The organism is Pontibacter diazotrophicus, assembly GCF_003367245.1.
Classification (GTDB): domain Bacteria; phylum Bacteroidota; class Bacteroidia; order Cytophagales; family Hymenobacteraceae; genus Pontibacter; species Pontibacter diazotrophicus.
This window is the reverse complement of record NZ_QRGR01000017.1, coordinates 79,040-92,221: the sequence shown is the minus strand read 5'-3', so window position 1 is coordinate 92,221 and position 13,182 is coordinate 79,040. Positions and strand designations below refer to the sequence as shown.

The 13,182-nt window shown below is 43.3% G+C and carries 14 protein-coding genes; 4 read left to right on the top strand and 10 right to left on the bottom strand.

Annotation, left to right across the window (positions count from 1 at the left end):
- Positions 1–233: 233 nt before the first annotated feature.
- The 6 genes from DXT99_RS15805 to DXT99_RS27885 all read right to left on the bottom strand — a co-directional run bounded on the left by DXT99_RS15805 (position 234) and on the right by DXT99_RS27885 (position 3,382).
- Entirely contained in the window at positions 234–764 is a 531-nt protein-coding gene (locus DXT99_RS15805) for a GNAT family N-acetyltransferase (protein ID WP_115566546.1), read from the bottom strand.
- Positions 765–1,517: 753 nt separating this feature from the next.
- Entirely contained in the window at positions 1,518–1,730 is a 213-nt protein-coding gene (locus DXT99_RS27730) for a YceI family protein (protein ID WP_115566545.1), read from the bottom strand.
- On the bottom strand, positions 1,727–2,134 hold the full coding sequence (locus DXT99_RS15795) for a YceI family protein (protein WP_115566544.1): 408 nt from the start codon (positions 2,132–2,134) through the stop codon (positions 1,727–1,729). Before DXT99_RS15795 ends, DXT99_RS27730 begins: the two co-directional genes overlap by 4 nt.
- A gap of 183 nt (positions 2,135–2,317) precedes the next feature.
- Positions 2,318–2,725, bottom strand: coding sequence for a DUF4345 domain-containing protein (locus tag DXT99_RS15790; RefSeq protein ID WP_115566543.1), 408 nt, complete (start codon positions 2,723–2,725; stop codon positions 2,318–2,320).
- A gap of 74 nt (positions 2,726–2,799) precedes the next feature.
- Positions 2,800–3,006, bottom strand: coding sequence for a cyclic nucleotide-binding domain-containing protein (locus DXT99_RS27890; protein WP_317048148.1), 207 nt, complete (start codon positions 3,004–3,006; stop codon positions 2,800–2,802).
- Between the two features lie 4 nt (positions 3,007–3,010).
- Entirely contained in the window at positions 3,011–3,382 is a 372-nt protein-coding gene (locus tag DXT99_RS27885) for a Crp/Fnr family transcriptional regulator (protein ID WP_317048147.1), read from the bottom strand.
- Positions 3,383–3,945: 563 nt separating this feature from the next.
- Here DXT99_RS27885 and DXT99_RS15780 point away from each other — a divergent pair.
- Entirely contained in the window at positions 3,946–4,209 is a 264-nt protein-coding gene (locus DXT99_RS15780) for a hypothetical protein (RefSeq protein ID WP_246000765.1), read from the top strand.
- A 430-nt stretch (positions 4,210–4,639) separates the two neighbouring features.
- Here the strand turns inward: DXT99_RS15780 and DXT99_RS15775 are convergent, their stop codons facing one another.
- Together DXT99_RS15775 and DXT99_RS15770 are read right to left on the bottom strand one after the other, a co-directional pair.
- Complete coding sequence (locus DXT99_RS15775) at positions 4,640–5,857, bottom strand: DUF4374 domain-containing protein (protein ID WP_115566542.1); 1,218 nt, start codon at positions 5,855–5,857, stop codon at positions 4,640–4,642.
- An 18-nt stretch (positions 5,858–5,875) separates the two neighbouring features.
- A complete protein-coding gene (locus DXT99_RS15770) occupies positions 5,876–8,251 on the bottom strand; it encodes a TonB-dependent receptor (protein WP_115566541.1) in 2,376 nt (791 codons plus the stop codon).
- A gap of 377 nt (positions 8,252–8,628) precedes the next feature.
- Here DXT99_RS15770 and DXT99_RS15765 point away from each other — a divergent pair, with 377 nt between their 5' ends.
- Entirely contained in the window at positions 8,629–9,828 is a 1,200-nt protein-coding gene (locus DXT99_RS15765) for a PepSY-associated TM helix domain-containing protein (RefSeq protein WP_115566553.1), read from the top strand.
- 27 nt (positions 9,829–9,855) lie between these two features.
- Here DXT99_RS15765 and DXT99_RS15760 read toward each other — a convergent pair whose 3' ends face one another.
- Positions 9,856–10,527: a LytR/AlgR family response regulator transcription factor gene (locus DXT99_RS15760; RefSeq protein WP_115566540.1), complete on the bottom strand. Its 672-nt coding sequence runs from the start codon at positions 10,525–10,527 to the stop codon at positions 9,856–9,858.
- A 127-nt stretch (positions 10,528–10,654) separates the two neighbouring features.
- On the opposite strand from DXT99_RS15760, the gene DXT99_RS15755 reads away from it, so the two are divergent.
- Positions 10,655–11,665, top strand: coding sequence for a ScyD/ScyE family protein (locus tag DXT99_RS15755; protein ID WP_115566539.1), 1,011 nt, complete (start codon positions 10,655–10,657; stop codon positions 11,663–11,665).
- Between the two features lie 172 nt (positions 11,666–11,837).
- Here DXT99_RS15755 and DXT99_RS26845 read toward each other — a convergent pair whose 3' ends face one another.
- On the bottom strand, positions 11,838–12,086 hold the full coding sequence (locus DXT99_RS26845; protein WP_147294237.1) for a hypothetical protein: 249 nt from the start codon (positions 12,084–12,086) through the stop codon (positions 11,838–11,840).
- Positions 12,087–12,583: 497 nt separating this feature from the next.
- On the opposite strand from DXT99_RS26845, the gene DXT99_RS15750 reads away from it, so the two are divergent.
- Complete coding sequence (locus DXT99_RS15750; protein ID WP_147294236.1) at positions 12,584–13,027, top strand: STAS domain-containing protein; 444 nt, start codon at positions 12,584–12,586, stop codon at positions 13,025–13,027.
- The last annotated feature ends 155 nt before the right edge of the window (positions 13,028–13,182 follow it).

Below are 13,182 nucleotides of genomic sequence, written 5' to 3'. Positions count from 1 at the left end.
TGTCATAAAGCGCGGGCTTATAGAACCCATGTTAAGCAGGAATCTTATTCCCTACCCAGTCTTTTTGTCTAAAGCTTATATACTCATTTCTTATGTTTCAGATAACGTCTACAAAAGGGGAAAAAGAGTAGCTAAGTCACTGAGAACAAACATAGGATGTTAAACAGTATTACCAACGCTGAACTTAGTACTATTAGTTACCTGTTTTTCAATCTGATGTTATCGGCAGTCCTTTATCCTTTTTCTTTCAATTGTATCTTCATCATGATATCCGTCTGCTCGTCATCGCCTAGTTTGAAAATATGCTTGTCGAATATCACAAAGCCGTTTTTCTTGTAGAAACTAATGGCTCTCGGGTTTTCTTCCCACACGCCTAACCAAGCATAGTCGACCCCTTTCTGTGCTGCAATCTGTATGGCCTTCTCATAAAGCAATTGACCGACTTTCTTACCATGGTATTCCTTCAGCACATAAATCCGCTCAATTTCAAGTGCTTTCTCGTCCTGTATCTCTGTTTGTGACTGCCCTACATTCAGCTTCATATAACCGATTACCTGATCGCCGAGTACCGCAAAATAGAATTCCGATCCTTCATTGCTAAGTTCAGCCGCCAGCTTTTCTATTGAAAAGCCTTCTTCTAGGTACTTGGTCATGTTTTCATCGGTGTTTCCCGCTGAAAACGTTTCGGAAAAGGTCACTCTGCCTATTTTTTGCAGTTGTTCAAGGTTTCTGTTCGTTGCTCTTGTGATATATATTGCTTCCATTACTATTTGATTTATATGATCCTAGGAAGGATAAAAGGGGCAGTTCATGCTTCCTGGTTGATGATTCTGTCCGTGCCGCAAACTTACGTAACTGAAGGGGAAAATAGCGGTCTTTGCAAACTGTAAATAAAGCACTCTTGCTAAATTCCGCTCCCCGGCAGAGTACCAATACCTCACCCTGCGATTCCAGGAAATAGAGGCCGTTTCTCTTATTAACTACTGTTAAGATAATCAGGCAATCAATTGCTATGGCAGAAGAAAGTGTTTATTGCCCCTCTCCCACCTGCAGATACTTTTCCATAGCCTCATAATCTCTGTGGATATGGTTCGAAAATTTAATACTGAAGTCATAAGAATGTGTTGTAGTCATCGATTGTCTTAAATCGCCGTGGATTTTCCATATCTCTATCGTTTTAACTGAAGCAAAATTACCGCTTTATTCACCCTTGGAACGATGAGAACCTCTATATCAGTAATTCAACCTTTTTCTAAAGTATTAGAAACAACAGTGAGTTAAGCTTGATTCTCAACATTAATTGTTTTGACATATCGCTACATCGTAGACAAAATTTCATAGGAGCTAAGTAAATATACTTTACCTGAAAGCCACTACACTAACAAAGAGAGTTAAAGTTAACTGTGAGTAAGATGCTATATTTCTCTCCTTTGGTCTACTACAAATAATAAACCGCTCCACGTAAAATGGAGCGGCTTTTTGGCTTCTACAATTTTCCTTCGGCTTTTCAAATTGCCCTATAAATGGTGAGCTGTAAGTTCAAAGTAAATATCAATCGTTGGAACAATGTGGTGCTCCCCCAGTTCAGGATCCGCTGCGTAGTTCATTCCCCATTTTGTTCTGTCCAGTTCAAGAGAAGCTTCAAGAGTCATTTTTCTTCCATCTATATTGATGATGGCTGGGAAGGTGATGGAATGCGTCTGCCCTAACATAGTAAAATCACCAGTCATAGTATAGTTGGCACCCTGAACTGCACCCTCACAGGAGAAACCATTGGCTGTACATTTATGATTTTGAAAGTTGCATTTGGATGCAACGCCAGGTTAAAGAAATCCGGGCTTTTCAGGTGCTCCAGCAACACTGGCTTTACTTCTTCAGGGAGATCAAAGTTCTGAACAGTCGCAATAGGTATAGTAAAAGTGCCGCCCTTTACTTTGCCGTCCACTACTTCAATGTTCTGGCTGGTAACAGAAAAGGAGCCTTCATGATAAAGGTCAGGGCTGTACCCTTTCCATTCCACAACTGAGTTCTTTTCATCTAAAGCATAGTTCGCTTTGGTAATTTCGTTCTTTTCGCAGCTTGTGAAACACAAAGCAAAGGAGAAAGCAAACACGGGTAAAACTGCTTTTTTCATGGTTAAAACTTATTTAAATGTTTATAAATGATTTTTGTATTGATTCCTTTTATTGAATAATGACATGCTTACACTTGCTTTTGGTAGCAAGCAGCAGAGGTTGCAACTGTATCTTGACAGGCTTTAAGTAAAGCTATATCCAGCAGGGGTTCTTGCCTGGGTGCTTATTTTTACCCTGCCTTATCAGTGGAGACAGTTTTTTTTAGAGGCAATGACTAGTACAACAGCCACCACAAACAAAATCGATTCAGTTATCAGCCACTGATTACCGAAGTCACCGAGGGCTCCTTCTGAAAAAATGGTGATGGTACGGGACAGGGCATAAAAGCCCCAGAGCAGGCACAGAAAAGCCAGGCCTTTTCGGGTGTCACGCAGCATAAGGTAAATCAGACTCATAAATAGAGTGAGCCCAACTCCACCATATACGCCCCTGATCGAGCTGACGGCATCATTGTTACCGAGTTGCACGTTTACCAGGTCCATCACTGACTGCGGATCGGCAAAAGCCATGACACTCACGGACAGGAGGCTGAGTGCCGATAAGAGAATGAAGCCTTTAGAGGCTACGGATAGAATGTGTTGTACTTTCATAACGTTTTAAGTTTAAGTTAACGTTACAAAGGTGGGGTGTCCGGGAAGGATTATTCTTGGTAAATACCAAGATTTCAGATTCTCACTTTGTTGAGCAGCTTACTGAAGTTTGTAGGATCGATGCCCAGGTAATTGGCCAGGTATCTATGCGGTACCAGTTGCAGAATATGCGGGCTGCGTTGCAGGAGCTTCCTGAATCGCTCTTCTGAGGTATAGCACTGCAGCTCGACAAGGCGCTGCAGCAAACCTGACAGGCTGTGGGTTATTCCTTCCCTTATCATAGATTCAATGGCAGGCCTTGCGCATTAGCTGCTGCAGCTCGTTGAATGTAGCTCTTAGAAAAACTGAAGGCGTTAAGGTTTCATAGTAATAGCGCGCAGGCTGCTGCAGCATAAAAGAGTCGAGCACTCCCCCAAACGAAGGAGCATAAGTAAAGACAAGCGTCGCTTCACGGCCTTCATCATCGAAATAATATACCCGCTGCACCCCGTCAGCTACAAAATACAGGTACTGTTCCTTTTCACCCGCCACTGTGAGGGGTTCCTTTCTTTTTGCACTATACAGCACCCAGGCAGAAGAGAAGGCTTCCCAGTCTTCTTCAGGCAAAGGACGAATGGAATTAACCAGTTGTTTTAATTTATTATGCTCTTCCGCCATACAAGCGATTAGGTACTTATCGAGATAAATTGACTTGAAATATAATGCAAGTTCCTCAATATTCCATTCCTGAAGTAAGAACTTATTCTTAGCTTCCGGAACAGCATTTCAATTGAAATAAACTGATGTGCAGCATGCGTATTAAAAATAGAGCAGCAAGGAAATGGAATTATTTTACCTGCCGAAAAGCTTTGCGGCTGCACTTCCCTTCGCCTCTAAGCAAAGCCTTGAATTCCCTTGAGGTGTACCTAAATTCAGCGCATACAGAAAACAAGTATTTTCTGTGCAAGCCAACACACTGCCTCCTATATCTGTATCTATAACAGAGAATAATCTGTTCAACTTATGAAATGGCCAATTGACACAGATTATATTGAAGTTAATAAAATTTAACGCACAAATACTTATCATTCTAAGTACTTGTGCGTAGAACAATAAGTATTTACACCAGAGCATAAAAAGAACTGAGAAACAGGAAATTATGGCAAATCTCCAGGAGGTAGCTTTTGCCCCTTAGTCTCTGGTGTTACAGAAGAAAGTATAAGACATTAAACCGAAACAACATGAAACAGACTAAAGCGATAGTAGAAGAGATAACAAAAGTAAATGACCCTATAGTAGAAAACAATGTCCATAAAGAGCGCTATCTCGGGGCATTAAAGCAGAATAACGGCAAGCTTGATGAAGAGGAACTAGGCCAGAGTATAGGCTTCAGTAAGGAGTACACTGACAAAATTATTGATGAGTTGCTCTCTGATGGTAGAATTAAATCCCAAACTGCCGGGACCTGCCGCTATAAGCCAACGGAAGAGAAATCTGGCATATAACACCCCTCCTTCAGTCGTAAAGCAAGTAGCTTCGACAAGAACAACTAAGAAATTTCACGAAGCATGTGTGTGGTTCTATCATGAAACATACACATGCTTTGTAATTTATGCTTCGTTACTCAGTTAAGACACTGAGCAGATAGTCTCACATCTTCTTTAACTCATCTATGCAGCAGAAAAAAAAATGCCTGCACAGCCTGCATAAAGAGACAAATTGCGGCCTCACTTGTGCAGTAGGCGCTCCTACAGGTGAACACCTAGTGGGATTTCCTGACCTGAAATCTAAAACTGTCTAAATTCCAGATGAGGCTGATTGGTAAGAAGTATACTAGCAAGAGCTGCATTACAAAAAGATTAAGGCCTCTGGCTGCGATAGTTATGCATCGCGCAGCCAGAGGCCTCAATAAAACCAGGAGTTAATCAGAAAATATTAATTCGCTTTGAAAATCGCTTTTGCTTCGATTGCTTTTACCTGAGCACCCTGTGTACCAGTGGCCGTTACCGGATCGATCTCATAAATGTGGGCATCAGTAGGAGTGGTAACGTTCACATATACTTTTCCATTGTCAACCAGCACCGGTGTACTGTACTGGCCGCCATGTAAAGGTATATTAGCCACTTCTGTAACCGCTTTACCTTCTAAATCGATAATAACGAGTTTTGTGATGGGATTCTCTATGTTGTAAACACCCCATAATCCAGCATCATCCACAATCATTCTTCCTATGGCTTTACCATTGCCAATATAGTGGAAGAAGGCAAGTTTGTTTCCGCCTGTGGCTTCTTCAAAATCAAAGAAATAAGTATCGTCGAATTCTGTCTGACCTGCTTTAATGCGGATAATACCGCTGTTCTTCTGCTGCGTAGTAAAACCACTGGCGTAAGACGCGGCTGAGTAGCCATACATATCCCCGCTTTCTGTCTTAATCAATCCGTTTGCATTGCCATAGATTCCTAGCGGACCAAGGCGTGTATCCTTCATGTACTTTTCAAAAGTCATGTCAGGATAAGAGTATACGGCTACATAGGCAGTGTCTGTAGAAGGCGTGCTAAAGTCGCCGCGGGCATGCAGGGTATAAAAAGAAACAAAGGCTTTGTTGTCTCTGACAACAAGCGATGTTGGCCAGGCAACAAGCGAATCTTCCCTGTTCTCATAAATGCGGGAAGGAATCTTTGCCTGTATCGCTAAATTCTCCACATCAATTCTATGAAAAACCCTGTCAGCAAAACCTGCGCGGGGCACCTCAACTGCAAGCGCGGTATTTTCAGTTACTCCCTGGAACAGGTCAAGCGTGGTCTCGAAAACGAACCTTCCCTTCTCCACAAGTTCCCCCTGCTCATTCAGCTGATACCCGATGGTCTGGTTATCGTCAAAATAGCCAATACTTAAAAAGGTGTTCCCTACAGCGGTCATATAGCGCCAGCCGGTCTGCTCAACGCCTCTTCCTGTCGGGTCAATTTCGCCGCTCATCAGGTCATCCTCTGCCAGCAGATAATCCGAGAAGTCGCTCTCTGAGCCTTGCGACTGAACGCCTATGATATAATTGGTCCCGGATTGCGGAGTTGCGGTTTCAACTTCCGAGTCACAGGCCGTCATACAGAGAAGTAGCCCTAAAGAAGCGGCTGATAGTTTAAGTGAATTTTTCATTCCTGATATGGTGAAGTATTATGAATTGTTTGTTAAGAAATATCTGATTTTAAGGAAGAAAGACCTGCCCGGCTTTTGCAGACGGAATTGGTCGTAGGCTTTTGCATCTAAAATATTATGGGAACTGAAAGAGACATTGTATCGCTCATTCTTAGCAGAGTAGGTCACCTCTATATCCTGTATAAACTGGGAGGGGATAACGTGCTTATTGCTGGGGTCACCCAGGCTTGGCCACTTAAGAAAATAATCTTCTATAAACCGTCCCCTCCAGAACAAAGACAACCTATCTTGCTGTAGGACTGTGTTGCGAAAGTGGACTCCGGCCTGTGCATTGGCAAAAAAGTAAGGGATATTCGGTATCCTGTCGAGGTATACATGGCTTACCCTCCCCTTTTCATATTGTGTTGTGTTGATGATATCTTGGTAAGTGGCATTGAGACCCAAAGAGATAAACTGGTTATAATCCAGGTTTACACCACCTTCGATACCGGAGCTCCGGGCATCTGAAACATTGACAAATTGGCTCAATATACCTGTTCCTTCTATCCTAATCATGTTCTTAGAATCCCTGATAAACAAGTTGCTTTCCGCCTGCACCGCCAGCTTATCAATCTTCTTACTGAACAGCACGCCCAGATTTCCGTTGTAGCTTTGTTCCGGAAGCAGGAAAGGGTTGTTGAGGAGCAGCAGCCCATCGCCGAACATTTCATAACCGCTCGGTATGCGATAGGCCTTCTCAAAGGAACTCTTTACCTGAAACGCATCTGAAAAATGATAGGTGCTGGCTAACCCAAAGCCGGGCTTGCGGAAATCAGACGCAACCTCAGTTTCCACGTTGTTATAGTCAACATTTGCAACCCTTGCATCGAGGAGGTAGAACTTGCCAAATGTTGTGGTTACCCATTTTTGGTCAAACAACTTGAGGGTATGGGACAATCCAAAAGTTTTCTTGTCCAGGATGTTTGGGTCTTCAAAAGGACCCTTTGTGCGCCTGAGCGGGTCTTCCCCGGTTCTGTTCAGGTAATTCTGAGTGTAATTAAAGGAAAGCTGGTGATTCTCTCTCAGCTGATAATCTGCACTCACGCTGGCTAAATACGTTCTGTCGTCAAAACTGAAAAGTGACTTTTGCCAGCTGGCCTCCCCTATTTCTTTATTGTTTTTGATGGTGTAGTTCCCTAGCCAGTCGTACTGACGGGAACTGGTATCAGAGACTGCATTTTGATGCATGCCATAAGAGGCAAAAGCCTTTACGGCTAAACCCTTGGTAAGGAAATCATACTTGCGGTACTGCAGGGAGGGCATTACTGAACTGCTTTTGGTATAAACGGCACCAAACACACGGTCAAGGCTGATGGCATGCTGCACATCGTCCCGGTTACCCGACACCGTAACACCAAATAGAAGTTCGTCTGCCAGTTTCTTGTTCCGCCAGCCTGCTTGCAACTGCACCATTTTAGAGCTGTAAGCATCGTGAAATCTTCTTACGTCCTGCGGCTCACTATACTTCCCGGTATTCGGGTCGTGCAGGCTGACATTCGTCCAGTAGTTGTTATCTGAGTGATTATAAAAAGCGCTGGACTTTACCATAAAGCCAGTCTTCTGATTGATAATCTGGCTGTTAAAGGATGCACGGTGGGTGTTAAAAGAGCCAAATGAATAAGAGGCGTCTACGTAATTCTTATGCGATTGGCGGGTGATAATATTGATGGCTCCACCCAGTGCATCAGAACCTAAGTTAATGGGCACTACTCCTTTGTATACCTCTATCCGGTCAATAATATTCGCAGGAAAATTATTCAGTGACATCGATTGGCTAAAGAACTCCATAGGAACACCGTCTATGAAGAACTTAACCTGATTTCCGGACAGGCCGTTCAGGTTCAAATCGAAGCCCGAACCTAATCCGCCCTCTTCCCTGATTCTGATTCCCGCCGTCTGGTCCAGAATGGTATTGACGTCGCTGCTGGAATTATGGAAGCTTTTGGCATCAATAGAAGCCACTGCAAACGGGAGCTCTTTTACCTCAGCAACCTCCGATTTAGCCGTAATCACAACATCTTTTATCAGGATAGCCTTTTCCCGTAGTTGAACAGTTATATAGGTAAGGCTATCCGGCTTAATGGTAAGCTGACGTTCAACAGTGGTATAGCCCTGGCAGAAGAAGTTTACTTTATATGTGCCGGATGGAATGTTGTTAAGCACAAACCCGCCATTCTCATCGGCAGCAACTCCTTTTGCAATTTCTTTGATAAAAACAGTGCTGAAGGGCACGGCTGCTCCTAAAGAATCTCTCACCACGCCCTGCAGCTTTCCTGTTGCTTTCTGTCCGTAAGCCGCCGAAAAAAGAAAAAGAAAAAACAGGAGCAGTACCTGAACGCGAATAAAGACTTTCACCTGGTAATTATTTAGAATGATTTTAAATAATGATGCAATGTTAGCACCTATTTAGAATAGTTCCAAATAAAAATTATTTTTCTAGCTTGAGTTTCTCCCTCTGCTCCCACTATGTTTAAACATCTTTTTTTATGAAAAATAAACGGCAAATATGCTCTTACCCAAGAGGTAGTTTTACTGAGAAAAATCAGCACATCCTCTATTATTATTTTGCTTAGCCTGTGCATAAGCTTGTTTTAACTCTGCATTATTGTTTTATTTGCGCTGTTTAGAATTAGTCTTAATAAGAACACAGTAAAACGACTTTGTATCTTACGCTTCAAATGTTCATGAATACCATGATGAGGCAAGAGGGAAAAGTCATAAACTCGAATAGCATGCCCCTCAAAAAAATAATCGGCAAACTGCACCTCTGGCTCGGAGTCACTTCTGGCCTGATTGTGTTCATCATTGCTATCACAGGTTGTATTTATGCTTTTCAGGAGGAGATACAAAGTCTTACGCAGCCCTATCGCTATGTAGAGGCTCAGAACAAAGCATTTCTTCCCCCTTCCCGAATCCGCGAAATTACCGATGCTCAATTACCAGGAAAGCATATTCACGGAATCATGTACCAGGGGAAGGAGCAGTCGGCTAAGGCCATCTACTTCAGTTTTGAGGATAATTATTACGATTTTGTGTATGTGAACCCCTATATGGGGGAAGTGCTGAAAGTGAAGGATGAGTACCAGGACTTTTTCAGGATAGTACTGGATGGCCATTTCTACCTGTGGCTCCCGCCTGAGATTGGACAGCCGGTGATTGCCACAACCACCCTTATTTTTGTTGTGATGCTGATTAGTGGCCTGTTTCTATGGTGGCCACGAAATAAAAATGGCGCCAGGCAACGGTTTAGCATTAAGTGGAATGCCCGCTGGAGAAGAAAGAACTACGACCTGCACAATGTGCTGGGGTTTTATATCAGCGGTATAGCCCTTATCCTAGCACTAACCGGTTTAACCTGGGGGTTTGAGTGGTTTAAGGCGGCTGTTTACAAGACAGCAGGTGGTGAAAAATCGTTGGTCTATAGCGAGCCTCCCTCCGACACCACAGCGCTTGCGGCTACCGATACGCAAGCTGCTATGTCGGCTGGGGCAAACCCTGTCGATCTGCTCTGGAGAAAGATGCAGGTACGTTACCCTGAAGCCGAATCAATTGAAATGCACTTCCCTGAGAGTGAACTCTCCCCTATTCATGTGGCAGTAAACCCCGATGCTTCCACTTACTGGGAGATTGATTACCTTTATTTTGACCAGTACACCTTAGCGGAAATTCAGGGAGATAATATCTGGGACAGGTTTGATAATGCCTCCTCTGCAGACAAACTGATGCGCTTGAACTATGACATCCATACAGGCGCTATCATGGGCTTACCGGGAAAAATACTGGCTTTCTTTGCCAGTTTGCTTTGTGCCAGCCTGCCCGTTACAGGATTTGTTATGTGGTATGGACGAAGGAAAAAAGCACCTAAAATAACGAAGCAAGTACTGCCTTCCGCTGGAACACCAGCAGTTTTACTGAAGCGGCAAAAAATATAAATAAGCAGCTACGAAGGCGATGGCAATTTAAAGATCCAGCCATTGCTTAAAAGCAGCCGTTCTGTTGGTGCTCACCGTTTGTTCCATCTCAAGGGGAGGTTTGAGTTTTAATATCAGCCTCCCTTTAAAATAGCGCTGTACTTCCTGCACTGCTTCTATACCTACAATAAATTGCCTGTTCACCCTGAAGAATTTAGCTTTATCAAGCTGCTCTTCCAGCTGATCCAGTGTAGTGTTAACAATAAACCGCTTCCCCGGAAAAGTCATCAAAAAAGTGACTCCTTCTTCTGCCAGAAAACAGGCGACTTCCTCAGTAGGCACTGTCCTGATTGTTTGCCCCTGCTTTACCGAAAATCTTGTTCTGGCAGCAGGCTGCGGTGCCTGTGAGGTTTGAATTAAGCCCTGCAGGTTGCCAAAGCCTTGTTTTAAGTGGTGCCTCTGCAATGCCTCATACTTTTTAAGGGCTTTCGCTACATCTTCCTCCATTATCGGCTTCAGTAAGTAATCTATACTGTTCACTTTAAAAGCTTCGATAGCGTACTGGTTATAAGCCGTCGTGAAAATAACCGGACACTTTACATCTACTCTTCTGAATATCTCGAAGCTGTTCCCATCTGAAAGATGAATGTCGCAGAAAATCAAATCAGGCTCCGAATTTAGTTCAAGCCATTTTAAAGCTTCTTTGATGGAACCGGGCATGCTCAGGGCACGTATTTTGCTGAATATGATTAATTAAATTATTTGATTAAAAAATAATACTAAATTAATAAAACATCCTGTTTTTTCCTGCGTTTAGTTGAAACAAAAATCCTTTAACTAATTAGCTATGAGAAAATTAACCTCCCACCTACTAGCGTTATCGCTGATTTTCGTTTTTAGTTCCTGTGAGCACCTCAAAGATTACCTGGACGAGGTAGATCCCTCCAAGCCAGAAGTAAAAGACTTTGCAACAGGATTGGCTTCTCCCGTTGGGCTGGAGCTGGATAAATACCACAGACTTTGGGTCGCGGAAGCCGGAACAGGCATGAACGATGGCCAGGTATCTGTCATAACTCCCAGCGGGCAGATATACCCCGTAATTGAAGGATTTGTATCGGTAATAGACCCGGAAGGCAATCCATCTGGCTTAAACCATCTTTTATATGACAATGGGACACTATGGATTTTACATGGCGCAGAAGGAAGGCTCTATAAGGCGCAGGTGGCAAATTATGTACCTAGCGATGCCCCTATTCAGGCAAACGAACTGGAGTACCAGGAAATCGGGAGCTTTGTACTCGGTGAGGGCTTTGTTGAGTCTAACTTATACAAACTAACAAAAGGGCCTGAAGGTGATTTTTATATGGCCGATGCAGGAGCTAATGCTATTATCCGCCGCGATGCTCAAACAGCTGAGCTTAGTGTTTTTGCTCAGTTTCCTTCTATAGAAAACCCTACTCCTGTAGGTCCACCACATATTGATGCAGTACCCACAGGCATTGTGTTTGATGAGGACCGCTTTCTTGTCACCACGCTTACTGGTTTTCCTTTTTTGGAAGGGGCAGCAAAAGTTTACGAAGTTGACAAAGATGGGCAACTATCCGTTTACCAGGATGGGCTCACAACGCTGGTGGATATAGAACTGGGAATAGATGGACTTCCGCTTGTGTTGCAATTCAGTGAGTTTGGAGAAACAGGCTGGATACCTGGCACAGGAAAAATAATCAAGGTGTCAGAAGACGATACGAATGTTTTACGCTCCGGGCTTAGCTTTGCCTCTGATATGGAGTTGAGCGGGCTAAGAACAGCCTATGTTTCAAATCTGGCTGAAGGAAAAGTGCTGAGAGTAAAATACTAACAAGCTTTGGCAAGGGAATGTTCTTCCCCTTGCCAAAATTTTCCTTTGAGGGTTCAACTACCCAAAGGCTGAGGTTTAGGGTTCGTTCATGTGAAGCCCTTCATAGCTAATTTCCCCCCAAAGAAATAAATCCTTATCAGGTTGATTGACCGAGAATAGTACTGCCAGGCTCCTATATCTTCAGGTCCCGCAGGTCGATCATATCCAGGTAAGGTTCGAGGCAGTCGTTGCTTGTAAAGCCGCGAACTGAAACAATGTGGTTGTTTGCCGGCGAACACCACATTTCCGCAAAGAAACTACCCATATAGTACAATGTCTTGCTGTAACACCCCTGGCGCCCCCTGGTCAGGAGCCGCCCAGACTGCGAAACCAGTTCTGCTCTTCGCTCTATTGGGAGGCTGTTGAATCTGTGCAAGTCCATAGTTATAGCTACATCTTCTTTTAATCACACAAAAGTACTGCTGATTTATTATACCTAAAGCGTATTAACCCTTAATCTGTTAGGAACAAACACTTGTTTTCATCCAATGTTCATTCTTTGCATCAATGAGAGGATTTGGTTCTTAATTCATTTATCATAACTGAATTTGTTTTCTGCTTAACCGGCAAGCCTGGTGCTGCGCAGCCTGTACGGCAGGACGGGACTACTTTCTATCTCTCTTCTATATTGATATATAAACCAGGCTTCTATTCTGCTTTGCCTGCAAGCAAAGGCGCTGCGTGTCTGTCCCTTTCCGTTTTGGCCAATAGCAATCCATCCTACTCATACAAAGGAATTTAAGTATAAACACCTACACGAAACCCGTGTTGTTTCGCGCATTGTAAAAGATTGATTTTAGTTACTTTGCCAAACACAATAACCAATAAAAAACTTAAATGTCAGCAAGGGTTGACATTCACCCTTTGAAAGGTACCAAAATGAAAATTACTCACAAGAAATACGATGGGCACAGCCTTATTATAGTTCAGGGTATAGTGGATAAGAGCACAGACTCCGCTATCAATGAGATTATTCTAAATACTCCAGCACAGGAGAAAAGCCTCCTATGGATAGACTGCTCTGACATAAAGCAGATCATACGCGTAAACAAAAGCCTCAGCGACTTTATTAATTACCTGCTCCATTTAAAAAATGAAGGTGTGCAAGTTCTTCTTTATGGCTTAGACAATAATACAAAAAGAATGCTGAAGCTACTGAAATTGGATAAATCTTTTGGCCAGGCTGCCACACTCGATGATGCATACCTTACCTTAAGCCATACGTTAACCGATGCATCCCCGCGGCAAAACAGTGTTCAACAGGTTGAGGCCTTTCATATACCGGCGAAGGCAACCGCAGATGGCAACAAGGCAGTATCATAACTTGTCGTGCTGCACCCGGAAGAAATTTAGAAGCCAAACATTAGCCCTCGTCCCACACCTATCAGGGCGAGGGCTAATTTAAAATGAAGCCGCTCTGCATCGGGAATATTTTTAAAATTGCCAGCTAGCACTCTATCTATAGCTTGAGCTCTTTT